19 protein-coding genes are annotated in these 24,497 nt (G+C 37.7%); 16 read left to right on the plus strand and 3 right to left on the minus strand.

The features are described from left to right. Positions 1-67: 67 nt before the first annotated feature. Positions 68-2,755 carry a TonB-dependent receptor gene (locus B554_RS0117105; protein WP_019459012.1) on the minus strand — a complete coding sequence of 896 codons (2,688 nt, stop codon included), beginning with the start codon at positions 2,753-2,755 and terminating at the stop codon, positions 68-70. A gap of 776 nt (positions 2,756-3,531) precedes the next feature. Here B554_RS0117105 and B554_RS0117110 point away from each other — a divergent pair. From B554_RS0117110 to B554_RS0117140, 7 genes are all read left to right on the plus strand, one after another. After that, complete coding sequence (locus B554_RS0117110; protein ID WP_081400451.1) at positions 3,532-5,322, plus strand: ABC transporter substrate-binding protein; 1,791 nt, start codon at positions 3,532-3,534, stop codon at positions 5,320-5,322. Positions 5,323-5,337: 15 nt separating this feature from the next. Next, the gene (locus tag B554_RS0117115) at positions 5,338-7,161 is read left to right on the plus strand and encodes an ABC transporter substrate-binding protein (RefSeq protein ID WP_081400439.1); all 1,824 of its coding nucleotides are present in this window, start codon (positions 5,338-5,340) and stop codon (positions 7,159-7,161) included. Further along, a complete protein-coding gene (locus tag B554_RS0117120; RefSeq protein WP_019459015.1) occupies positions 7,162-9,195 on the plus strand; it encodes a M3 family metallopeptidase in 2,034 nt (677 codons plus the stop codon). Between the two features lie 12 nt (positions 9,196-9,207). Next, the gene (locus tag B554_RS0117125; protein ID WP_004709076.1) at positions 9,208-10,146 is read left to right on the plus strand and encodes an ABC transporter permease; all 939 of its coding nucleotides are present in this window, start codon (positions 9,208-9,210) and stop codon (positions 10,144-10,146) included. 7 nt (positions 10,147-10,153) lie between these two features. Further along, the gene (locus B554_RS0117130; RefSeq protein ID WP_019459016.1) at positions 10,154-11,296 is read left to right on the plus strand and encodes an ABC transporter permease; all 1,143 of its coding nucleotides are present in this window, start codon (positions 10,154-10,156) and stop codon (positions 11,294-11,296) included. A 12-nt stretch (positions 11,297-11,308) separates the two neighbouring features. Then, the gene (locus tag B554_RS0117135) at positions 11,309-13,039 is read left to right on the plus strand and encodes an ABC transporter ATP-binding protein (protein WP_019459017.1); all 1,731 of its coding nucleotides are present in this window, start codon (positions 11,309-11,311) and stop codon (positions 13,037-13,039) included. Positions 13,040-13,146: 107 nt separating this feature from the next. Further along, positions 13,147-13,806 (plus strand): SOS response-associated peptidase family protein, encoded by a 660-nt coding sequence (locus B554_RS0117140; protein ID WP_031944965.1) that lies wholly within the window; start codon positions 13,147-13,149, stop codon positions 13,804-13,806. A gap of 53 nt (positions 13,807-13,859) precedes the next feature. Here B554_RS0117140 and B554_RS0117145 read toward each other — a convergent pair whose 3' ends face one another. Then, positions 13,860-14,228, minus strand: coding sequence for a hypothetical protein (locus tag B554_RS0117145; protein ID WP_019459019.1), 369 nt, complete (start codon positions 14,226-14,228; stop codon positions 13,860-13,862). A 305-nt stretch (positions 14,229-14,533) separates the two neighbouring features. Between B554_RS0117145 and B554_RS0117150 the strand changes: the two genes are divergently transcribed. Together B554_RS0117150 and B554_RS0117155 are read left to right on the plus strand one after the other, a co-directional pair. Next, a complete protein-coding gene (locus B554_RS0117150) occupies positions 14,534-15,391 on the plus strand; it encodes a 3'(2'),5'-bisphosphate nucleotidase CysQ (protein WP_019459020.1) in 858 nt (285 codons plus the stop codon). 56 nt (positions 15,392-15,447) lie between these two features. Continuing rightward, positions 15,448-16,182 (plus strand): histidine phosphatase family protein, encoded by a 735-nt coding sequence (locus B554_RS0117155; protein ID WP_004701941.1) that lies wholly within the window; start codon positions 15,448-15,450, stop codon positions 16,180-16,182. A 58-nt stretch (positions 16,183-16,240) separates the two neighbouring features. Here B554_RS0117155 and rpsT read toward each other — a convergent pair whose 3' ends face one another. Next, the gene (gene rpsT, locus B554_RS0117160) at positions 16,241-16,507 is read right to left on the minus strand and encodes a 30S ribosomal protein S20 (RefSeq protein ID WP_002117906.1); all 267 of its coding nucleotides are present in this window, start codon (positions 16,505-16,507) and stop codon (positions 16,241-16,243) included. 212 nt (positions 16,508-16,719) lie between these two features. Between rpsT and B554_RS0117165 the strand changes: the two genes are divergently transcribed. The 7 genes from B554_RS0117165 to B554_RS0117195 all read left to right on the plus strand — a co-directional run bounded on the left by B554_RS0117165 (position 16,720) and on the right by B554_RS0117195 (position 24,459). Further along, positions 16,720-17,385, plus strand: a complete 666-nt coding sequence (locus B554_RS0117165) for an NAD(P)H-binding protein (protein ID WP_019459021.1) — start codon at positions 16,720-16,722, stop codon at positions 17,383-17,385. 12 nt (positions 17,386-17,397) lie between these two features. Next, positions 17,398-17,904: a ribonuclease E activity regulator RraA gene (gene rraA, locus B554_RS0117170; RefSeq protein ID WP_019459022.1), complete on the plus strand. Its 507-nt coding sequence runs from the start codon at positions 17,398-17,400 to the stop codon at positions 17,902-17,904. 24 nt (positions 17,905-17,928) lie between these two features. Then, positions 17,929-18,708, plus strand: coding sequence for a glutathione S-transferase N-terminal domain-containing protein (locus B554_RS0117175; RefSeq protein ID WP_019459023.1), 780 nt, complete (start codon positions 17,929-17,931; stop codon positions 18,706-18,708). Between the two features lie 144 nt (positions 18,709-18,852). After that, positions 18,853-19,785 carry a Dyp-type peroxidase gene (locus B554_RS0117180; RefSeq protein WP_025465265.1) on the plus strand — a complete coding sequence of 311 codons (933 nt, stop codon included), beginning with the start codon at positions 18,853-18,855 and terminating at the stop codon, positions 19,783-19,785. A gap of 84 nt (positions 19,786-19,869) precedes the next feature. Further along, the gene (locus B554_RS0117185; protein ID WP_019459025.1) at positions 19,870-20,226 is read left to right on the plus strand and encodes a hypothetical protein; all 357 of its coding nucleotides are present in this window, start codon (positions 19,870-19,872) and stop codon (positions 20,224-20,226) included. Positions 20,227-20,360: 134 nt separating this feature from the next. Further along, positions 20,361-23,822, plus strand: a complete 3,462-nt coding sequence (gene mfd / locus B554_RS0117190; RefSeq protein WP_019459026.1) for a transcription-repair coupling factor — start codon at positions 20,361-20,363, stop codon at positions 23,820-23,822. 202 nt (positions 23,823-24,024) lie between these two features. Beyond that, positions 24,025-24,459 (plus strand): HIT domain-containing protein, encoded by a 435-nt coding sequence (locus B554_RS0117195; protein WP_004701924.1) that lies wholly within the window; start codon positions 24,025-24,027, stop codon positions 24,457-24,459. The last annotated feature ends 38 nt before the right edge of the window (positions 24,460-24,497 follow it).

Genomic DNA, 24,497 nt, shown 5'->3' on the forward strand with positions numbered 1-24,497 from the left:
GACTGTTTGGCTAAGAATGAGTATTTGTTCTGCAAACTAACTGTTGTTACATTTGCAGAACAACCATTTAGAACTTATATGTACCTCGTACAAAGTAAGTACGTCCTAAAGGATCTGCGTAACGTGGGTCATATCCCATTTGGAAGTTGTCACCAACATTTGAAGCAGGAGGGTCTTCATCAAAGATATTCTTAATACCTGCTGTAACTTCTAGATTTTTAAAGCCTTTATATGTGCCTGAAATATTGTAGGTTGTATAGTCGCTCACTTTGTGATTTCGATAACCTGCCTTAACAGTAGAACTTGAATTTTGATCTTCATAGCCGCGTGAGAAGTTTTGTTGTAGGTTTAAAGCCCAATTCTCATAGTTCCAGTTCACATTGGCGGTATGTTTCCAGCGAAGAATAATAGCTTGGTAGTCTAGGCCACTATAAGTGCCTGCAACACCTTTCCAGTCACCATCTGGTTCAGATTGATATTTGTAATCTGTGACATATGTCCCATCAATATTGAAACCAAATCGACCTGTAGCAGTCATTGGAGAAACCCAACTTAAGCCCACATCGAAACCGGAGGTTTTAATTCCACCTAAATTTTGTTGTGTTGTAATAATATAATCTAATGAGCCATCAGGATTACGTACAAATTTGTCTGCATATTTCACTGGGTCATCAAAAATAGCAGTTTCCGAAAGTGTAGCAATTTGCTTGTCTACTTCAATATTGAAATAGTCGAGAGTAAAGGCTAAATTTTTAATTGGTTCAAATACTAAGCCAGCAGTAAAAGACTTTGACTCTTCCGGATCTAGAGTTTTATTTCCCCCATTTTGTCTATCAAATTGCATATTACAATCACGTTCTCTTACACCACCCGGTTTTAAGTCATTCCCAGGGCAGAGTACGGGATCATAATAGTATCCACCAGTATTGGTTACGGAGTTTGGTCCATTCACTTCCCAAAGTGTTGGAGCTCTGAAGCCTGTACTATAAGTCGTACGGAACATTAATTGTTTAATAGGTTCCCAACGAAGTGCAAATTTTGGATTAAAGGTATCGCCAAAGTCACTGTAATCATCATAACGAGCAGCGATTTGAGCCTCTAAAGTTTTATGGAGAGGGATATGAAATTCGGTAAATACCGATTTTATATTACGATCACCCTTATTTACTGGTTCATCAGGATCAACACCGGTACTAGGGGCAACTCGGGCAACATCAGTAACGACTTTTGAAGTCCAATCTTCATAACGATAGCTTGCTCCAATGGCGAAGCCAACATCTCCTGCTGGTAATTTAAATATAGGTCGACTTGCTGTGAAATCGACAGTAGTTGTATCTAGGTTTGCTTTTAAATACTTGCCTTCAACACCTAACTGGTTCCATACATTGGCATCTTCAGGGTTTTGCGTCCCGAATGGGTTTAAAATACCATTGTTTAAAGCTTCTTGTGTTTTGTCAAAGTTTAAATAGCCATTTACTACAGCATCTGATGCACTACTATGTGCATAAGTAACGCCTGAATTAATATCCCAACCGTGTGTTTCACCCTCAATACCGGCAAATAGTCTATGTGACTGGTTAATACTATTACTTACACGATTACCTGATTGTGAACGTAGATATAATGGAATAGGTCCTGTAGCACCAGCTAGAGCAGGAGTTATGCCATTTCCTGGATAATATTTACTACTAGGATCAAGGGTCAAATCAAAAAATACATCTGGTGCAACTGAAGTGGTGATCTCATTTCTTGCATATAAGTATTCTGCAATCGCATTAAAGTTATCATTCAATTTAAAAGTAGCTCGACCCATAGCTGAAATATCTTCAGTTTTTGGAACAATACCAATTACTGCTTGGCTATTATATTTACAAATTTGACCATCAGTCTCTACTAGAGGGTTATTACCACAACCTGTAGATGCATAGGGATTACCTAATCCAGGTACATTGGCAGGGAATGAGCCACTACTATTTTTATGGATTCCTAATTCAGGTAATATGCCTCCGCGTCGACTAACTTTGCGATCTTGAGCCATGACATCATCGCCTTTTCGGTAATCGACAACTCCAAAAACGTTATAGCCATTTTCTTCTAAGTCACCAAAACCGCCGAAAATGCTATAGTCTTGTTGATCTCCACCTTTTTCTTCTGGTTTTTGATATCCAGCGGTTAGGTTAAGACCCGTAAACTGCTTTTTAGTAATGAAGTTGATAACCCCACCGATTGCATCTGTTCCATAAATGGAAGAAGCACCATCACGTAAAACTTCAATACGGTCTAACATGGCGAGTGGAATAATATTTAAGTTTGTCACCCCACTATCATATGCATTAGCAGCTAATCTACGACCATTCAGCAAAATAAGTGTCTTGTTAGCGCCTAAAGCTCTCAGGTTTGCTGCTGACCCCACAGTTTTACTAGCGCCCACATTGCTAGCAGTTACGAAGTTTGATTGGTTTGCACTAATCTTGGCTAAGGCTTCTTCAGTTGATGTTACGCCTTGTTTTAAAATTTCATCAACTTTCACAACCGTAATAGGAGAAGCACTTTGTGCTGCAACACCTTTGATTGAAGAACCTGTAACGGCAACTTTTACGACTTTTGCCGGTTTATCATCATTGCTTGATTGTTCTGTTTCTGCTGCTTGTGCCATGGTAAGACACATCATGCTTAAACTAAGGGTACTTAATTTAAGTATTGTCTTGCCGATCTTGGGGGTTACCTGAGATCGAACATTGTATTTTTTTTTCATCGTGGATTTGATCCCTTTTTGTTGTAGTTAGCGATATTGCTGGAAAGTTTTTAAGCAAAGCAAGTGCCAACTATATATTTTTCTTTTTTTAGTTTATGCAAGATATTGATAAATATTGATTTTATTATGGTTGCGAACAGTGCTTTTGTTTTTTTATAGGGATAAAAAGTTTTCCATTTGGTAATTTTTTCAATGGTGGCTAAAAGTTCCAAATAAATTTGTATAAAAAATATACATTGCTAGATTCTTCACATGTTTAATACAGAAAAATGTGCTGTTTTAGAACTTTCTTGTATGTAATGTTATACTATTTTTAATAATTATTTATTTCTAATATTTTTAATAATATTAGTGTATTAAGTTGAAATTAGTAATTTTGTATGCATGCTTTTTTGTGATTCATAATGATACATTTGTGTATTTTTATTGTGCATTTAAGGTGTTCAATGATTAACTTATGCAAATATAATATTTGGCAAAAAGTGACTTTTATTTATATAGTTCAAATGAATTTAAGTACCTAATAAAAATATGAATTTCTAATAATCTCGAATATTTTATGATGATTGCCAATAGATGGCATGAAATTCGCTTTATATTCAGTAGTTACAAACACTGGGTGCTTAAGTTTATTTTTTCCATTTGATCAAATAAAAATGATGATAAAGGAAAGTAAATTACAAATCCCAAATAGGCCTATCTGCTGAAAAAGAACTTTTCTTATGCAGATTTAGATGTTACTCAAAAGGTTAATGTCTTTTAAAAAAATTAGTTATGTGGATATGAACTTGAAATTAAAATTTTTTAAGCTCGCCGTTTTAAGTTTGGCTATTACATCAGTTCCATGTGCCTACGCAATTACGCCAGCACAACCCAACAAGATTTTGCATGTTGCCTATGAAGCACCAGATGATGGTTTTGACATGGTTAAAACCAACAATTTTTATAGCGCAAGTATTGCAGAAGCTATTTTTGAACCTCTACTCAAATACGATTATTTGGCACGTCCAGTACAACTGGTTCCTTATACGGCTGAAAGCATGCCTAAGGTTGAACAAGACGGTAAAGTTTATATATTTAAAATTAAGCCAGGTATTTATTTTACAGATGATCCCGCATTTAAAGGTAAACGCCGCGAGTTGGTAGCTGAAGACTATGTCTATGCAATTAAACGTATTTTAGACCCTAAAAACAGAGCGCCTTCCGTTTCTTTTCTGGATGGAAAATTGGTGGGTGCCGATGCAGTGATAGCTCAAGCAAAAAAAACAGGAAAATTTGATTATGCTGCACCAATTGCAGGGCTTAAAGCACTAGATCGCTATACTCTACAATTTACTTTAACTCGCCAAGACTTTAATTTTCCTTATATCCTTGCCTATATTACATTTAGCGGTGTTGCCAAAGAGGTTGTTGATTATTATGGTGACCGTATTGGTATGCACCCTGTAGGTACCGGACCTTACATGCTAAGTAAATATGTTCCAAGAAGTAAGGTCGAGTTGGTTGCCAACCCTGATTATCGTGGTTTTGTTTGGAACTTTAAGTCCACAGGAGCCCCTTGGGATAACCAACTTGTTAAGGAAATGTCTGGAAAGAAAATGCCACAAATTGGCAAGGTGGTGGTTAGTATTATTGAAGAGCAACAGTCACGATGGTTAGCTTTCCAGTCTGGTCAATTAGATTTTGATAGACTTACAGCAGATGCAGTTCCGCAAGCTTTAGATGGCAATCAACTTAAAGCTTCTTTTCAGAAAAGAGGCATTAAACATTTCCCATATAAAGAACCTGAAATTACTTATACCATGATGAATATGCGAGACCCTGTCATTGGTGGTTTTAGTCCTGAAAAAATAGCGCTTCGTCGAGCAATTACTTTAGCTTATGATCAAAAAGAAAGCATAAAACAGGCATATAAAGGTCAGGCTGTCAGAGCAGAAATGTTTATACCTGAAGGTGTAAATGGATATAACCCAAAATATAAAAGTAGTGTTGGGTACAATCCAGTTCTAGCAAATAAATTACTTGATTATTATGGTTATAAAAAAGGGGCTGATGGCTATCGGACCTTACCAAATGGCAAGCCTTTAGTTTTAAAAATTAACAATGAGAATAGCTCAGCATCCGTTATTCATGCTGAACTTTGGAAAAAAAATCTAGATGCGATAGGCATTCGTGCTGATTTTAAAGTAAGTAATTTTGCAGATAACTTAAAAGCCGCAACTCAATGTAAATATATGATGTGGAGTGGGGCATGGATTGCTGACTATCCAGAAGGAGATAATTTTGCACAATTACTATATGGACCAAATGCTGGGCAAGGGAACCATGCGTGTTATCAGTCTAAAACATATGATGCTCTTTACACTCAGGCCATTCATTTACCACCGCAACAACGTCTACCATATTATGAAAAGCTTAATCGCCAGATAGAAGCTGATAATCCTTGGATTATTCATGTAACTCGAATTCGTAATTGGTTGATACGCCCACAAGTTCAGGGTTTTAAACCTCACCCTATGATGAATACAAACTGGCAATATCTTGATATTACCCCTATTAAAAAATAATTTTAGATAAAGATCATCATGACTGAAAATTTAAAACAAAAGCTCAAGCACTGTAGTGTAGGTCTATTATTTGTCAGTATGGCATTAACGGGTAACACGACTATTTTTGCAAAAAGCCCAGCCGATCCAAATAAAGTTCTACATTATACGTTTCCGACAGCTGAAACAGGTTTCGACCCAGCGTATATCCATGACTTATATTCGGCACATGTAACCACGTCGATATTTGAAACTTTATATACCTACGATTATTTAGCAAGGCCAGCAAAGCTTATTCCGCAAATCGCAACCGCTATGCCAGAAGTGAGTGCAGATGGCCTGACTTATACTATTCACATTAAAAAAGGTATTTATTTTACGCCGGACCCTGTTTTTAAAGGTAAACCTAGAGAGTTAACGGCTTACGATTATGCATACTCTTTTAAGCGTCTATTGGACCCAAATTTACGTTCGCCAAATAGCTGGTTGTTGGAGAACAAAATTGAGGGTATGGATGCGTTAGTACAATCAGCCAGTAAAACAGGAAAGTTTAACTACGATCAAAGTGTGAGCGGTTTACAAACACCTGATAAATACACCTTGGTTATTCGGTTAGTAAAGCCTGATTATAACTTTCCTTTATTACTAGCACATGACCCTACAGGGGCTGTAGCACGTGAAGTTATCGAAAAATATAAAGATAAATCTGGCTTTGTTATGGGGCATCCAGTAGGGACAGGACCTTATATGCTCAGTAAGTGGTTGCCTGCTTCGCGTATTGTTTTAAAAGCGAATCCTGATTATCGCGGTTTTACTTGGAACTTTGTAGCCAGTAGTGCTGAGGACCAAGCAATTGTAAAACGCCTCAAAGGTAAACAAATGCCTCAAATCGGCACAATTGATATTCAGGTAATGGAAGAAAACCAGTCACGATGGTTGGCATTCCAGCGTGGTGAAGTTGATATTATTCAACTTGAAGGGCAATTAGTCTCGAAAGCGATTAAAGACGGTAAATTAAGTCCTGAGCTTGCAAAAGAGGGGGTGCATTTATCTCGTATTGTTGATCCGGAAATTAGTTATAACTATTGGAATCTTAAAAATCCGGTTGTTGGAGGGATGAGTAAAGAAAAAATTGCTTTACGCCGTGCAATTGCAATGTCTCGTTCAATAGATCAAGAAATTAAATTAGTACGTAATAGTGATGCTGAGCGTCTACATTTTCCAGTTCCGCCAGGTGTAGTAGGGGCTGAACCTCAATATAGAAGCAGTACCCCATATTCGGTCAAAGCAGCAAATTTATTATTAGATAAATATAACTATAAAAAAGATGCATCAGGTTGGCGTACACAACCAAATGGTAAGCCCCTTGTTATTGAATATATGGCGCGCAATGACAGTATTGGTCAGCAAAGCGCTGAGCTTTGGAAAAAGAACTTTGACAGTTTGAATATTCGTATGGTTTACAAACCAATGCTCTTTTCAGATCTCATTCGGGCGCAAAAACAGTGTGATGGAATGTTTGGTTCCTCTGCATGGATTGCCGATTATCCAGATGGGGATAATTTTATGCAGAATTTTTATGGCCCGAACACTCATATGACCAACTGGTCTTGCGGTTCAATACCAGAGTTTGATCAATTATATCGTCAGTCTCAACAGGTTAAGCCTGGCCCAGAACGAGATGTGATTTATCGAAAAATGACACGTTTGTTAGAAGTGTATATGCCAGTGCAAGTGTTGTATGCACGTTATAGAAATATGTTGGCTCAACCACGAATCATTGGATATAAGAAGCATCCGATTTTACATGCTGAATGGATGTACTTCGATATTGATACAAATACGAAATCTAATCATTAAATGAAAAAAATTGGAGATACGATGAAAAATAACACACTGAAAATGACTACATTATGTATGTTGACGATAGGTATAAGTCAATTTGCATCGGCAGAGACAACACGTGCAACCTTACCATTACTTAAAGCAGAGCAACTCCCAGCATGGTGTGATTCTAATTTAAAAAAAATCCAGCAAGAGATTTCAAACTTTGAAAAAACACCTGTTAAAACCGATGCTACCGCCGCTCCGATATTAGCAAAGTGGGACAAAATTTTTGCTCATCTTGAAGATTTTTCAGGACCTGTCGGTTTATATAGTAATGTAGATCCAGATGCGAAATTACGTAAAGCAGCAGAAGACTGCGAAATCAAAATTAATCAGTTACATACCGATATATTTCAAAACTCAAAATTATATAACGTAATTAAAAATACAAAATCGACTGATCCTATTGATAAAAAATACCGTCAGGATATTTTGGATCAGTTTGAAGACACGGGGGTCCAATTAGAACCAGCAAAACGTGCAAGAATGAAAGCCATTCTGGATGAATTGACTAAACTCGAACAAGAATATAGCCGTAATATTCGTGATAACCCTGAAAAACTTGAATTTACGCCTGAAGAGATGAAAGGTCTGCCGGAAAGTTATATTTCAGGGTTAAAGAAAAATGGCAAAGGTAACTATCTATTAGGTTTTGAGTATCCTGAATATCGCCCATTTATGGAACTGGCAGATAATGATGATGCCCGAAAAAGATATCAAATCGCCTTTACACGACGTGGTACTGAACAAAACTTAAAATTACTCAAACAAGCAATAGATTTACGTTATGAACTGGCGCAGTTATTTGGAAAAGCAAGTTATGCAGATTGGGCGTTAAAGGACCGTATGGCAAAAACGCCCGAAGCTGTAAATCAGTTTTTGGCAGAAGTACAAAAAACGGTGGCACCACTTGAGCGCAAAGAAGTAGAAGAGCTCCGCGCATTTAAAGCACAAACTTTAAAAACACCATTAGATAAAACCGAGATAACACGTTGGAGTGAAGCTTACTGGAGTGAGAAACTGCGTAAGAGCAAATATCAAATTGATCAGGAAAAGCTTCGTGATTATTTCCCGACTTTAGCGGCACAAAAATGGTTATTTGCAATTTCATCTGACCTTTATGGTATTGATTTTAAACCTGTCAAAGTTAAAGCATGGCAAAGCGAAGTTGAGTATTACGATGTAGTCGATAAAAAGACAGGAAAGCTTCTGGGTGCTCTATATATGGATAAATTCCCTCGCGAAGGGAAATATGGCCATGCTGCCGTTTGGGGAGTATATGGTGGCAGTACTTTAACTAACCGCTTACCCGTGTCAGTACTTGTCACAAACTTTAACCGTAAAGGTTTAAATAGTGACGAGTTAGAAACTTTTGTTCATGAATTTGGTCATGCCTTACATGGCATTTTATCTAATACCCGTTATGCAAGTCAGTCTGGAACTTCTGTAGAGCGTGATTTCGTAGAAGCACCATCTCAAATGTATGAAGAGTGGGCGCGCCGTAAGGAAACTTTGTCTAAAGTAGCTGATTATTGTGATCCAGCATGTCCACGAGTTGATGATGAATTAATTGCCCGTTTAAAAGCAGTACATAACTATGGGCGCGGTTTACGTTATGCACGTCAGACACTTTATGCACAGTACGATATGGCACTTCATACGGCTGATGCCTTAAAAGTAAAACCTTTAGAAACTTGGCAAAAAATGGAAGCAGCTACAGCCTTGGGATATGTACCAACAACAGAATTTCCTGGACAGTTTGGACACTTAATGGGTGGTTATCAAGCAGGTTACTACGGTTATATGTGGTCTGAGGTTTTAGCTTTAGACATGCTTTCTGCTTATGGTGACAACCTTAATAACCCACAAGTCGGGCAACGTTACCGTCAGACGATTTTATCCCAAGGTAGCCAAAAACCGGCAGCTGAGTTGGTTAAAGATTTCCTTGGTCGTGATCCTGACAATAAAGCATTCTTTAATGAAATTACTGGACAACGGGTTAAATAAGGAATTATCACTATGCTGGCATATGTTATTCGGCGGTTATGGCAGATGATTCCAACCATGTTGGGAGTAGTACTGTTTATCTTTATTCTTTTTAACTGGGTAGGTGGAGATCCAGCTTATATTTTGGCAGGTAAGATGTCTAATCCTGAGCAGATTGAAAACATTCGTAAACAGCTAGGGGTAGACCAGCCTTATTACGTTCAGCTCTGGATTTTTATTAAGCAGATTCTCACTTTTGACTATGGTGCAAGTTGGAGTACGGGAGAACCGGTTTCACAAATTATTTTAACCCGCTTGGGGCCTTCACTAACGCTTTTGATTCCACTCACTATTTTACAAACCGTTATCTCAATTGGCTTGGCATTGGCTGTGTCGGCTGTACGTGGTTCTTTAACAGATCGTATGGTCATGATGTTATGTACCATTGGCATGTCGATTAGTATCTTGGTTTATATTATTGTTTTTCAATATGTTCTGGCTTATCAGTTAAGTTGGTTCCCAGTGCAGGGCTGGAGCGATAATTTTACAGATAATTTATTTAAGTTCGCCTTACTTCCAATTTTAATTATGTTGGTGGTGAGTATTGCACCTACTTTACGTTTATACCGTAGTTTTGTGCTTGATGAAATTAACCAAGATTATGTTAGAACGGCACGTGCTAAAGGTGTAGGTGAAAGCCGAATTTTAGGTGTGCATGTTTTACGTAATGCCTCAATTCCTATTATTACCGATGTGATGGCGACTTTGCCTGCGTTGCTCATAGGTGCATTTTTAATTGAACGTTTTTTTGGTATTCCCGGTATTGGTCGAGAAGTAATTATCGCAGTTGAGCGAAGTGATTTTCCTGTGATTAAAGCAATTACAGTCTACATTGCAGCTGCAACCATGATTTTTAACTTGATTGCTGATTTAGTCTACAAAGTGGTTGATCCACGTGTACAGTTGAAGTAGGTGGGTTATGCTAAGTGTTCTATCAAAAAGAAAATTACAAACCCAGACAGCGCCTGCTTCAGCGGGTTTATGGCGGCTTGCAATGCGTCGCCTTCGGGCTGACAAAATTGCAATTGCATCACTCATTGTTGTGCTGTTCTATTTGGTCGTATTGCTACTATCATTTACGGGAGTGATTGCCTCGGACTGGAATAAAGAAGTTGCAGTCAGTTATGCACCTCCTACATTTATAGGTGCAGATAAAACAACGGAAGCTTTGCAAAAGACAGCTGCTGTAGATGAGGAATTACCGGAAAATCCAGTCGATCCTTTAAAAGATGTCATTCACCAACTCAAGGCTGAAATTAAACAAGAAAAGAGCTCTGGAAGTGCAATTGATTATTATGGTGTAGTTGATCCGTTAGCAGATGATATGAAAGCAATTGATCAGCAACTAGGTGGACATTTACTCGAACAGCAAAGTGAACTTAAAAGTACGCTTATATTTGGAGCTGACAAATGGGGACAAGATGTCCTTAAAAAGACCATTAAAGGTGCCGAAACCTCAATTATTGTAGGGCTAGTTTCAGCATTGCTCGCAGTAACCTTAGGTACACTGCTAGGGGCGATTTCAGGGTACTTTGGTGGTTGGGTAGATGACATCCTTAACTGGTTTTATAACATTTTTACTTCCATTCCATATTTATTATTAGTTCTTGCGATAGCTGCCGTACTGCAACAAAAGGGCGTTTTATCTATTGTTCTGATTTTAGGTTTAACGGGCTGGACGGGTGTTTACCGTTTAATTCGTGCTGAGTATATGAAACATACCGCACGTGAATATGTTCTGGCTGCCAAGGCAATTGGTGTTGGACATTTCCGCCGTATGTTCATTCATATTTTTCCTAATGTCAGCCATATTGCTTTGGTTCAAATGTCAATTTTGGTGGTTTCTTTTATTAAATCGGAAGTTATTTTGAGCTTCTTAGGCTTCGGTGTACCTGTCGGCGTAGTGTCTTGGGGGAGCATGTTAAATGAGGCGCAAAGTGAACTTCTTTTAGGAAAATGGTGGCAGCTTGTCGCAGCCTCTGTCGCAATGGCTGTTTTGGTTACGGCATTTTCAATGTTTACTGATGCACTGCGTGATGCATTAGATCCAAAACTAAAATAAGAGGAAAACCTAATGTCAGAACAACAAAAAAGTGTCCCTTTACTCCACATTGAAAACTTACGTGTAAGCTTTAAAGGTGAAGACAAGCAGTATATCGAAACTGTTAAAGGAATCTCCTTTGATATTCCAGCAAATACTACTGTCGCTTTAGTTGGTGAGTCGGGTAGCGGCAAGTCAGTTACTTCTTTGGCAACTATGGGCTTACTACCTGTAGGCCAAAGTAAAATTGATGAAAAAAGTAAGATTGCTTTTGAAGGTCAAGACTTACTCAGTTTATCCCGTAAAGATATGCGAAAAATCTGTGGTAAAGATATTGCCATGATTTTTCAGGAACCCATGTCATCATTAAATCCCGTTTTTACGGTAGGTAATCAAATCGCAGAAGTGTTGTGTTTACACATGGGGATGAGTCGTAAACAGGCCCGTCAACGTGTTTTAGAGTTACTCAAAGAGGTCGGGATACCTTCACCAGAAACTAAGATTGATGCTTATCCTAACCAGCTGTCTGGTGGTCAACAGCAACGTGTCATGATTGCAATGGCGATTGCTTGTGAACCTAAGCTACTGATAGCCGATGAACCCACTACGGCACTCGATGTCACCATTCAAAAACAAATTATTGATCTGCTTGAATCATTGCGTCAGCGCCGTCAAATGTCGATGCTTTTTATTACGCATGATTTGGCTTTGGTGGGTGAAATTGCAGATCAAGTCATTGTCATGCGTCATGGTGAAATTAGAGAGCAGGGACTTGCAGAACAAGTTCTAGAGCAACCTAAAGATGTATATACCCGAGCATTGCTATATTGTCGTCCTCAAATGTCACAGCGACCTTATCGTTTGCCTGTGACCAGCGATTTTATGCGTCAAGAAGACAATATATTAGTCGAGCAAAGTTTTGATGTTTCAGAAATTCCACAGCGTAAACGTGGTTTAAATGGCGATGAGCAAATCGTCTTAGAAGTAAAGGATTTGAAAAAAAGCTTTTATAGCCGTAAAGGGTTATTTGGAAAAGAAGAATTTCAAGCAGTAAAAGGTGTTTCTTTCAAACTGGCAAAAGGGAAAACGCTTGGTCTGGTGGGAGAGTCAGGCTCAGGTAAAACTACTGTGGGACTTTTGCTCATGCGCTTACATGAAGCAACAGGAGGTGAAGCTTTCATTGAGGGTAAAGATATTCTTTCATTAACTGAAAAAGAGTTTGCTAAATATCAGCGAAAGATACAGATCATCTTTCAGAACCCATATGCTTCGCTTAACCCACGCTTTACCATCGGGCAGATTTTATTAGAGCCTATGCAAATTCATAACATTGGTAAAGATGATGCGGAGCGTAAACAAATTGCACTTGGGTTACTTGAACGAGTGAATTTACCTGAACAAGCTTACTATCGTTATCCACATGAGTTCTCGGGTGGGCAACGCCAACGTATTGCTATTGCACGTTGTTTAACGCTAAAGCCTGAAATTTTAATTTGTGATGAGTCTGTTTCGGCACTCGATGTTTCAGTTCAGGCACAAGTACTTAACTTATTACAGGACTTACAAGATGAGTTTGGACTAAGTTATATCTTTATTTCACATGATTTATCGGTTGTGAAATATATCTCGGATCAAGTCATGGTCATGAATCATGGGGAGGTTGTTGAAATTGCCAATTCGGATGAGCTCTATGCACATCCTCAACATGACTACACTAAGCGATTATTGCAGGCGATTCCACAAGGCATTCAACACGTTTCATAAGCGTAAAGTTATGTCGCTAAAGGCACTTTCGAGTGCCTTTTCATTTGGTTTATGTGGTAAATGTTTATAAAATAAGAGAAGTAAAAGTACAGTGTTTTATTCTTGCTATGTGTGCCAACTTTAAACCTTTAACGCTTGCCCAATTACAGCAACTTCAGTTGCCTGTGGTCGGCTTTAGCTATGCCGATGAGGTTTATCCTGCTGGCACAACGCCGCTATTATTCAAATCACCGCAAGGTCTTGAATGGCGTGAAGTCATGTTTGGATTAGTTCCCAAATGGGCGGAAGATACAAACATAGCAAAACATACTTATAATGCGCGTCACGAAACAATTTTCCAAAAACCGAGTTTTCAAGAAGCTGCTCTTAAATGTAAGTTTGGTGTGATCCCTGTAACCGAGTTTTATGAAAGTAAATATATAAATGATAAACCTGAACGATGGGCTGTACGCCGTAAAGATGGGCAGGCTTTTTTCATTGCAGCAATTTATGAAATTTGCAAAATAAATGAAAAGATTGTCCGTTCTGCAAGTATGTTAACGATGGACGCCATAGACCATCCTATGATGAAAGACTTTCACGAACCGGGCGATGTCAAAAGATCAGTCATTGTGATTCCACATGACCGTTTAGATGAATGGTTAAGTTTAGAAACACCAGATATTTCGAGTTTTGTTGAAGGTTTTCCTGTTGAGGAGTTTGAATGTTTACATGTTCCTAAAGAGAAAATTATAAAACCTACACCTCAATTAAGTATGTTTGAATAGCAATAGTGGGGCTAGGTTATTGGCTTAATTGTTAAGTCAATAACCCTTTATAGTTAGTCAATATTCTTACTTAAAGTTTGTACCTGATTATCATGTGCTAGATAAGCCAATTCAATTGGTGAAATTACAAAAGTTGAGTTATCTGAGGTTTGTTTAAAAACAAAGCCATATTCAAATGATTGCGTATTTTTACTTGGTAACCAAAATAAATAAGGGCAACCTGTATAGCTACCGTCCCAACCCATTTCTTTTGCTAACGCTAAAGCCGTATCTGATTTAGCAATAATTTCTTTAAGTGATTCTTTGTCTCTTTGAGACACATCACCATCATCATCTGCAAATGTTTGTAAAAACTCGTTTAATGGGGTTAAGTCTTCCCAGTTATTTTCAATTGTTGAGAAATGATATCCATATAGCATCATATTTTAGTCTTCCGTTTTGTTATTGTGCTATTGAACATAACAAGAAATGCTTGAAAATGAAATGTTTGAATTTATGTTAAGTTGTTTATTTTTCATAAGTTACAATAGAATTTATATACAAAAATTAATGTTGTTTTCTTTTGAATATAAGTACTTTACCAATTCAAGATTTAAAGCAAAGCTTATGAAAAAATTGTAATGATTCAATTAAAAAGAATGTATTTTTAAGGATACTAGACTCTTGTTGAATACTGCATTTGTCATAATTCACTTATAATGAAAAGGAAAGTAAATAGAGCTTATTTATGTTTATAACAACAACTCGTCCCAATGATGCCTTAATTGAACAGCTGCTACCAATCTTGGAAGAGGCTAGTCAGATTTTATTACAAGAATATCAAAACTATTCAGCTGGATATGAGTTTAATATTCAAGAAAAACATGATGATTCACCTGTGACTCAAGCAGATTTAAAGGTAAATCAATTTTTATTAAAACAACTTGCGGAAATTACACCAGAGTTACCTGTCTTATCAGAAGAAAGTGACTATAGCGCTCGCCATGACTGGTCTTCTTGCTGGATGCTAGATCCGCTTGATGGCACCAAAGAGTTTATACATGAACGGGATGAGTTCACGATAAACTTGAGTTTGATTGAAGGGCGCGAAACTATCTTCTCTGTAATCGTTGTACCTTGTGAACAGGTTGTTTATTTGGGTTATTTAAAAGAGTTGCCTTTTAAATATAGCTTTAGCCAACAACAATGGTACCAATATCAAAAAGAGCCTTATTCAACACAAGCACCTGTACAAATTGGTTTAAGCCACAGTAGTAAAAATCCGAAATATCATAAATTTATTGAACCGATTGAAAAAAACCGTACCGTAATTCGACGTGAAGCGGGCAGTGCTTATAAGTTTTGCATGATGTTAGAGGGTGAGATTGATATTTACCCTAGATTTCATCCTACCTCTGAATGGGATACCAGCTCAGGTCAGGGATTATTAGAGAGTATAGGTGGGGGGTTACTCACCTTAAAAGGTAAACCCTTTGAATATAACCAGCGTGATACTGTATTAAACGGGGGCTTTATCGCATTTCGTGATCAACAAAGCAAAAAAATAGCATTTGAAGCTTTGGCTCAATCGGGTGTTTTGGATTGAGAGTTATGCCAGACATGTTATAGTGACAAAGTATTGAAAAAAGATGACACGATAAAATGGCACTCGATTTATTGCCTAAAAGCATGTTTGAAGCAATTGATTTATTGCCAGATGCTTCAACCCCTGTAACCCTTTTTACACGGCACTCGCTGAGAGAGTTGGTCGATGGACAAGGCTTGGCAGGATACGATTTGCAACTTACTCCTCAAGGGCGTGAGCTAGCACAGGCATGGGGAAGCTATTTAATTAAAAATACGGACCGTGTGATTCAACACTGTATATCTAGTCCAATCCAACGTTGTGTAGATACTGCTGCGCTTATGATTGAAGGTGCAGATGGTGTAAGCCCTGAACCTAATACGCATACAATTGAAATTGTTGAGCAAGGCCTATTGGTAGAACCGGGAAGCTTTGTACTCGATATTCAACAGGCTGCTCCTTATTTTCGTAAACAAGGGGCACTCGGGTTTATTAATAGTTTTGTGAATAATGCTTTGCCCGGCATGAAACATCCAATTACTGGTGTTTTAGATGTGTTAGAACTGATTTATCGAACTCATCCTAAAACAAAAAGTGGGCTAAGTTTAGCTGTAAGCCACGACACGATTATTGCAGCTATAGTTGCTGTAATTTCGGGTAATAATCAGATACAAAAGGCAGATTGGCCTGCAATGATGGAAGGTTTATTTGTATGGTTTGAAGGGGATGAATTTCCCAACTGTAAATTAAAGTGGATTTGGAGAGGCAAGGCTTACGAGTTGGACGTATCAAAATTTCATAATGAACAGTAAAAGCAAAAAATATAAATAATAAAAAAAGCCCTATTGGGCTTTTTTTATATGCTTCAAATTAGTTAGCTAACGCTTTAACTTGAGCATTTAAACGGCTCTTATGACGAGCAGCTTTATTTTTGTGGATGATGCCTTTATCAGCCATGCGGTCGATTACAGGAACAGCTTTTTTATAAGCTTCTGTAGCAACTGCATAATCACCACCAGCGATTGCACTTAAAGTACGCTTGATGTAAGTACGAACCATAGAACGCAAGCTTGCGTTGTGTTTACGCGCTGTAACGTTTTGGCGCGCACGTTTTTTAGCTTGAGCAGAGTTTGCCACTCTTGCACTCCTTGAAAATAAGTTGGTCTGGGCGGGCTGTGGTCAATCCAGTAAACTGGTGTAACCATCACCAGCCCGTAAACAAGTGCCATATTGTGATGAATCAACACCGTGAAGTCAAGCCTTGCGAGCATTTTAAGCCGTTTTAGGGGCTGCTAAAAGCGTAAGAAAAGGTTAAATTTGAAACAAACTTAAAGAAGGTTGGATAAAAAATGACTATAAGCAAGAAAAAAGCAATTGTACTAGGTGCTACAGGACTTGTTGGTTTAGCTCTTGTAGAGCAGCTTGAGCAAACACCAGAATTTGAAGCAATTACGGTTGTTGTTAGAAAAGAATCGCAACTACTTAATACATATAAAAAAGTTACTCAACTAGTCATAGAGGATTTTTTATTACTTAATGACGAAGACGTAAATGATCATACTCATGCATTTAGCTGCTTAGGTACAACTCTAAAAATAGCAGGTTCAAAGAAAGCCTTTTATGCTGTTGACTATGAAATAAATGCTCATTTTGCCGACTTGATCCAAGATAAACATACTCATTTCTTAATTGTGAGTGCGCTTGGAGCAAATGCTAAGTCACCAGTTTTTTACAACAAAGTAAAAGGACAACTCGAAGACTATATTCAAAGTTTAGATATTGAAAAATTATCGATTTTCCAACCATCTTTATTAATTGGTAAACGTAGCGATGTGCGTTTTATTGAAGATTTAGGACAAAGCCTATTTAAATTCATTGAAAATAAATGGCATAAACCATTCAAATATAAACCCGTTACTGCTGAGCAATTGGCTCATACCATGGTCGTAGCGGCGCTAGCGCAAATTGAAGCATTTAAGCGATATGATAATCTGAGCATACAGCAAACTCGATAAGGGAGAATAAAAGTGTCTACAGTACCATTTGTGACATGTGATTTATTGGATGATAACCCAGAAAAAGATTTACAAGTGGTCATACCCTCAATGGATGGTAAGTTCTTTAAAAGTTATGGTGCGCGTCAAACCTTTGGTGGACAGGTTGTAACTGTAAAGTGCTTTGAAGATAACTCACGTGTAAAAGAGTTATTAGCAACAGATGGTACAGGGAAGGTGTTGGTTGTGGATGGTGGTGCTTCAATGCGCTGTGCACTTATGGGAGATATGATTGCTGAGTCGGCAGTTAAAAATAACTGGAATGGCGTGATTATTTACGGCTGTGTACGAGATGTTGATGCACTTGCAACTCTGGATTTAGGTGTACATGCATTGGCAGCAATTCCACAAAAAAGTAATCGTAAGGGCATTGGTGAAGTAGATATTCCTTTGTATTTTGGTGGAGTCACAATTCAATCTGGAGATTTCATTTATGCAGATAACAATGGAATTGTGATTGCTAAGGAAAAATTAGTTTAGCTCCACAATATAAAGGAACATGACATGGTGAATCATCAAATTAAAGTGCTGCAAGCAGTAGCATCTGCAATTGCTGAGGGTGGTAGAGGGGTTACAGGTACAGCATTTCCTAATCAACCTGTTAAAGCGTTAAAACTCTATGAATTTGAGGGTTCACCATTTTGTCGTCGTGTTCGTGAAGTGATTACACTTTTGAATTTGGATGTTGAAATTTATCCGTGCCCTAAAGGGGGAACAAAGTATCGTTCAGTTGTAAAACAAATAGGCGGTAAATTACAGTTTCCTTTTTTTATTGATGAAAATACAGGCGATAAGCTATACGAATCACAAGATATTATTCATCACTTATTTAAACATTATGGAAAGACAGGACAAACACCTCAGAAATTTTCAAATTATCCAAAAATGCCATATCTGGCATTTGCAGGAACGTTATTGAATGGTGCACGTGGGGTCTGGATTAATAAAAAAATAGTAAATAGAGCTGCACCTGAGCAAAAACTTGAATTATGGAGTTTTGAAGCAAGCCCATATTCGAGAGTAGTAAGAGGTTTGTTATGTGAACTTGAAATTCCTTATATTTTGCATAATGTTGCAAAAGAAAGATGGCAAGATATGGGGCCTGCCATTCTTCGCTTAAAACCGGGTAAATATGTACCTTTAAAAGATGGGAAAAGAGAAAAGTTATTGCCGATTATGCAAGGTAAAATGCAAGTACCTTATCTAGTTGACCCAAATACAGGGGTTAAAATGTTTGAATCTGCTCAAATTGTAAAATATTTAAAACAACGATATGGTAATTAAGATAAATTAAAAAACTTAAAAGAGATTGGGTAAATTCAGTCTCTTTCAAGTCATAAAAAAGAATAAGAAATCGTACGATAAAAAAATGAGTATGCTAAATTACTACCGTAAATAGTAAAAATAAGGCCTGTTTTTATGGAATGTATGAGAATTCAGCCTGTAACGAGTCATCCTGGAGAAAATGCATTATTTATTGTATTGGGATTAGCTCAAGGTGATTCTGTTGTAGAAAAAGTAAAAGATTTTGCTGCTAATTTTTCAGCATTAACCAGAAGTTTATCTAACCGTTATCCGGATAGTAAATTTAATGCTACTTTGGGATTTAGCTCAAATGCATGGAGCATTTTATTTCCTGAACAAGCAAAGCCACAGCAATTAGAAACATTTCAAGAAATTAAAGGCCCAAAGTACACAGCTGTTTCAACACCTGGTGATTTATTCTTTCATATTCGTGCTGATCGACAAGCTCTTTGCTATGAGTTGGGAAGCATAATCAATGAACAGTTGGGTAAAGTGACTTATCCAATCGATGAAGTACATGGTTTCCGTTATTTCGATGGTCGAGCGATTATTGGCTTTGTAGATGGAACAGAAAACCCTGAACCTGTAATTGCAGCGCAGTGGGCGCTAGTGGGTAGTGAAGATCCTGAATTTATTGGGGGAAGTTATGCATTTATTCAAAAATATACTCATGACATGGAAAAATGGCGTGCTTTAAGCGATGCAGAACAAGAAAAAGTGATTGGACGCAAGAAGTTTAATGATGTTGAACTTGGTGATGATGAAAAGCCTTTAACAGCTCATAATGTGGTAAGTAAAGCGCATGATGCAGAGGGCAATGAACTAAAAATTATGCGTGCCAATATGCCTTTCTCGAATCCTTCAAAAAATGAATACGGTACTTTTTTTATTGGTTATTCGCGTAAATTTAGTACAACACGCCAAATGCTTGAAAATATGTTCCTAGGAAATGAACAAGGTCATCTTGACCGTTTACTTGACTTTAGTACTGCGCAAACTGGTACTTTATTTTTTGTACCGACTGTAGATTTCCTAGATGATTTGGGTGACGAATAGTCGCTAGAAATTAATTAAGCATAAGTGATGGAGGTGAATAGGTGGCCTCCATTATTTACATTGAAACTAATATGATGTGATGAAATGTTTAAAAAGTTAAGCCAGCTTTTTCAAGGCTCGAAAGAGTCACCAGAGCAAAAATATTTACAAGAGAATCAACTTAGTTTTGATTCTGAGCGTGGACCCGTAATTAAAAATATTGTCATTAACGAGAAATGGTCAGAGCATCTTGAATATTTTTCAAATCGTAAATTACAGAACTTTGATGATTTACGTAAGTTATTTCAAATTACGCCACAAATTAATGAAAAAATCGACTTAGAGATTGCAAATCAACGCTATGTCGAAAGGTTAAGTAATACTGAAGAAAAGTTACTTGAACTTAAAGCAATCATACAAATATTGAACCAATATTATGTGATGTTTCTACGTGATAAATAAGTTCAAACATTTGTTTAAGAACTATAAAAAAGTATCGTAAAGTAGTAGCTTGATTTCAGAAAAATAACTCAATTCAATAAAAACATCATGCTACTATTAACCTCATATCTTTTTAGCTCATAAAAGCCATATACATGTTTCAACAAGAAATCTCTCAATTGAATTTGCAACAGCTCAAGGCCGGTGAAAAGCGTTGGGTGGGGTCATTATTAGGTTCATCAGCCGCTTTATTGCTTAAAGAAATTGCGACTCAGCATTCTTCTTTATTAGTTTTAGTCGCTCGAAATAACCAGCATGTTGCACAATTAGAAAGTGAACTTGAGTTTTATGGAATAAAACCGACAATTTTCCCCGATTGGGAAATCTTGCCTTATGATCGTTTATCACCGCATCAGGATATTGTCTCGGAGCGTCTTGCGATTTTATCGAATATGCCGCAGCAAGGCGTATTACTCATTTCAGCAAGTACTTTGGCTCAACGCGTTGCACCTTATTCATGGGTTTTAGGTAAGCACTTTGACATAAGAGTAGGACAAAAATTTGATTTAGAACAGCAAAAATTAAGATTGGTTCAGGCTGGCTACAACTTGGTAGATACAGTATATGATCATGGCGAATTTGCGGTACGCGGCAGTATTATGGATATTTTTGCATCTGGGCAAGAAGCTCCTATCCGCATAGACTTATTTGATGATGAAATTGATTCTTTAAAATTCTTTGACCCCGAAACCCAAAGAACAACTACAACGCTAAAAAGTTTTACAGTTTTACCTGCCAAAGAATTTCCATTAAAAGAAGCACGGTCAGTTTTTAGAGATCGTTATTCTGAGTTTTTCCCGACAGCAAACCCTAAGAAAAATCCAATTTATCAAGATGTTTTAGATGGTATAGCATCTCCCGGGATTGAGTTTTATTTACCTTTATTTTTTGATAAAGAACAAATGCAATCGCAAAGTATGTTTACAACGTACTTACCAAAGAATTGCATTGTAATTACAACTAATGATGTTGATACCGATTTAACAAACTTCTGGAAAGAAGTTATGCGTCGTTATGAAGATCGACGCCATAATATTGATCAACCTATTCTTGCTCCTGAAGAATTATTTATTTCTCCAAATAATTTGCTGAGTGCTTTAAATCAGTTTCCGCGCATGCTTGTGAGTGCAGAAACGATTGAAGAAAAAGCTGGTGCACTTAACCTTAAAACTGAACATCCACCTAAATTACCGGTCGATCCAAAAAAAGAAAAACCATTTGCAGCTGTAAAAAAATATATTGATGAAGCAAACCATCCTGTTCTATTGGTTGCGGAAAGTGCAGGACGTCGAGAAAGTTTAAAAGATGCATTGCGTTCAAGTTTGGGGGAAATTCCAAATGTAGAGAATTTTGAGCAATTCAAAACCAGTCAATTTGCAATTGCGATTACCAATGCACCTTTAGACCGTGGCTTACTTATAACTGATCAATTAACAGTTATTTCAGAAAATCAGCTTTATGAACACCGAGTTGTACAGCGTCGTCGTAAGCGACAACAGGAAGTTTCTGAAGAATTTCTGATTCGAAGCTTAACTGAGCTTAGTATTGGTGCTCCTGTTGTGCATATTGATCATGGCGTGGGGCGTTATGCTGGCTTAATTACACTTGCTATCGAAGGGCAAGACTATGAGTTCCTCCAACTCGATTATGCTGAAGATGCTAAAGTTTATGTCCCAGTAACAAACTTGCATCTGATTAGCCGTTATAGTGGTGGCGACCCAGATTTAGCACCACTACATAAAATTGGTACAGATGCTTGGAGTAAGGCAAAACGTAAAGCTTTAGAACAAATTCATGATGTTGCAGCCGAACTTTTACATATACAGGCACGTCGTCAATCAAAACCTGGCTTTGCTTTTGAATTAGATCAATCGCTTTATATGCAATTTGCAAGCGGATTTGCGTATGAAGAAACGCTTGATCAGGCCAATGCAATTGAAGCCACACTGTATGATATGCAGCAAGCAAAACCAATGGATAGATTGGTGTGTGGTGATGTAGGTTTTGGTAAAACCGAAGTGGCCATGCGTGCAGCGTTTGTTGCAGTGCAAAATGGTAAACAAGTTGCAGTTTTAGTTCCTACCACATTACTTGCTCAACAGCATTATGAGTCTTTTAAAGACCGTTTTGCTGATTGGCCCGTTCGTATTGAAGTGTTGTCACGATTTGGTTCAAACAAAACTCATGTGAAAAATATTGAAGACTTGGCTGATGGTAAAGTCGATATTGTGGTAGGTACACACAAACTATTACAAGAAAATGTTCAGTTTAAAGATTTAGGCTTAATGGTTGTGGACGAAGAACATCGTTTTGGTGTGCGTGACAAAGAGCGAATTAAAGCTTTACGTGCCGATGTTGATATGTTGACTCTTACCGCAACACCAATTCCTCGTACGCTTAATATGGCCTTTTCTGGTATGCGTGATTTGTCGATCATTGCCACTCCGCCAGCACGTCGTTTAGCAGTAAAAACCTTTGTACAAGAACATACAGATGCTTCAATCAAAGAGGCGATTTTGCGTGAGTTATTACGTGGTGGACAAGTTTACTTCTTACATAATGAAGTAGATACCATTGAGCGAGCGGCTGAAAATATTCGCATGCTTGTGCCCGAAGCACGCGTGGCGGTAGCACATGGACAAATGCGCGAACGTGAACTTGAGCAAGTTATGCAGCAGTTCTACCACAAAGAATATAATGTGCTGGTGTGTTCAACCATTATTGAAACGGGTATTGATGTTCCAAATGCCAATACAATTTTGATTGAGCGTGCAGATAAACTTGGCTTAGCACAATTGCACCAGTTGCGTGGTCGTGTAGGTCGTTCGCATCATCAAGCTTATGCTTACTTATTGGTGCCTTCAATCAAACATTTAAAAGGTGATGCTGAAAAACGCCTCGATGCAATTCAACGAGCTTCTACATTAGGTGCAGGCTTTATGCTCGCTACGGAAGATTTAGAAATTCGTGGTGCTGGTGAATTATTGGGTGAGCAACAAAGCGGTTCAATGCAGGCGATCGGATATAGTTTGTATATGGAAATGCTTGAGAAAGCGACCAAAGCAATTCAACAGGGTAAAACACCGAATTTCGATGCACCATTGTCGTTAACTGCGGAAATTAACTTACATATTCCTGCACTTATTCCAGATGATTACTTAGGTGATGTTCATCAACGTTTATTATTCTATAAGCGCATTAGTAATACAGATACTCAAGAAAAATTGGATAATATCCGCATGGAGCTTATTGACCGCTTTGGTGTTCCACCGCAATCAGTTAAGCACTTATTTAGCGTGCATCAGATCCGCTTAAAAGCGGAGCATTTGGGTATTACAAAAATTGATATTAATACTCAAGGCGGCAACATTGAATTTTCACCAGATACTCCTGTTCAGGCTATTAGTATTATTCAACTCATGCAAAAGAACCCGACGTATTATCGTATGGAAGGTGGACAGCGCTTAAAAGTGATGGTGCAGCTTGAAGATTATGAAAAACGAATTCAATTTATCAATGATTTACTACAAAAATTGATGAGTGAATTACATGCCTGAGTTCTGTTTTTTTAATAAGCGGTAGCTGATCGGAACATTTGTTTTGTTGTGATTGGATTTTATGCACTTTTTTTATACCTTGAGATATGAATAAGTGCATAAAATCATTGTTATTTGTAAGCAAACGGGCTACTAATAATATTCACATCAAAACTGATGTGATAGTATTAGCCATTATTGTTTATTGTCATTTATAAAAGATATGTTTAGTTTGCATCCACAACTTGCTCAAGATACTTTTTTTGTAGGCGATTTTCCGCTTTCAACATGTCGTTTAATGAATGATATGCAATTTCCTTGGTTGATTTTAGTACCACGCGTACCAGGGATCACGGAATTATACGAATTAAGTCAAGCTGACCAAGAACAGTTTTTACGTGAATCAAGTTGGTTATCTAGCCAGTTAGCTCGCGTTTTTCGTGCTGACAAAATGAATGTTGCAGCTTTAGGTAATATGGTTCCTCAATTACATTTTCACCATGTTGTCCGTTATCAAAATGACGTAGCTTGGCCTAAACCAGTGTGGGGTACACCAGCTGTGCCATACACAAGTGATGTTTTGGCTCACATGCGTCAGACCCTTATGCTTGCTTTACGTGGTCAAGGTGATATGCCTTTTGATTGGCGTATGGATTAAATCAATGTAATGCCACATCTCAGTGTGGCTACATTGAA

The sequence above is a fragment of the Acinetobacter sp. GG2 genome (assembly GCF_000292385.1).
Lineage (GTDB): Bacteria > Pseudomonadota > Gammaproteobacteria > Pseudomonadales > Moraxellaceae > Acinetobacter > Acinetobacter seifertii.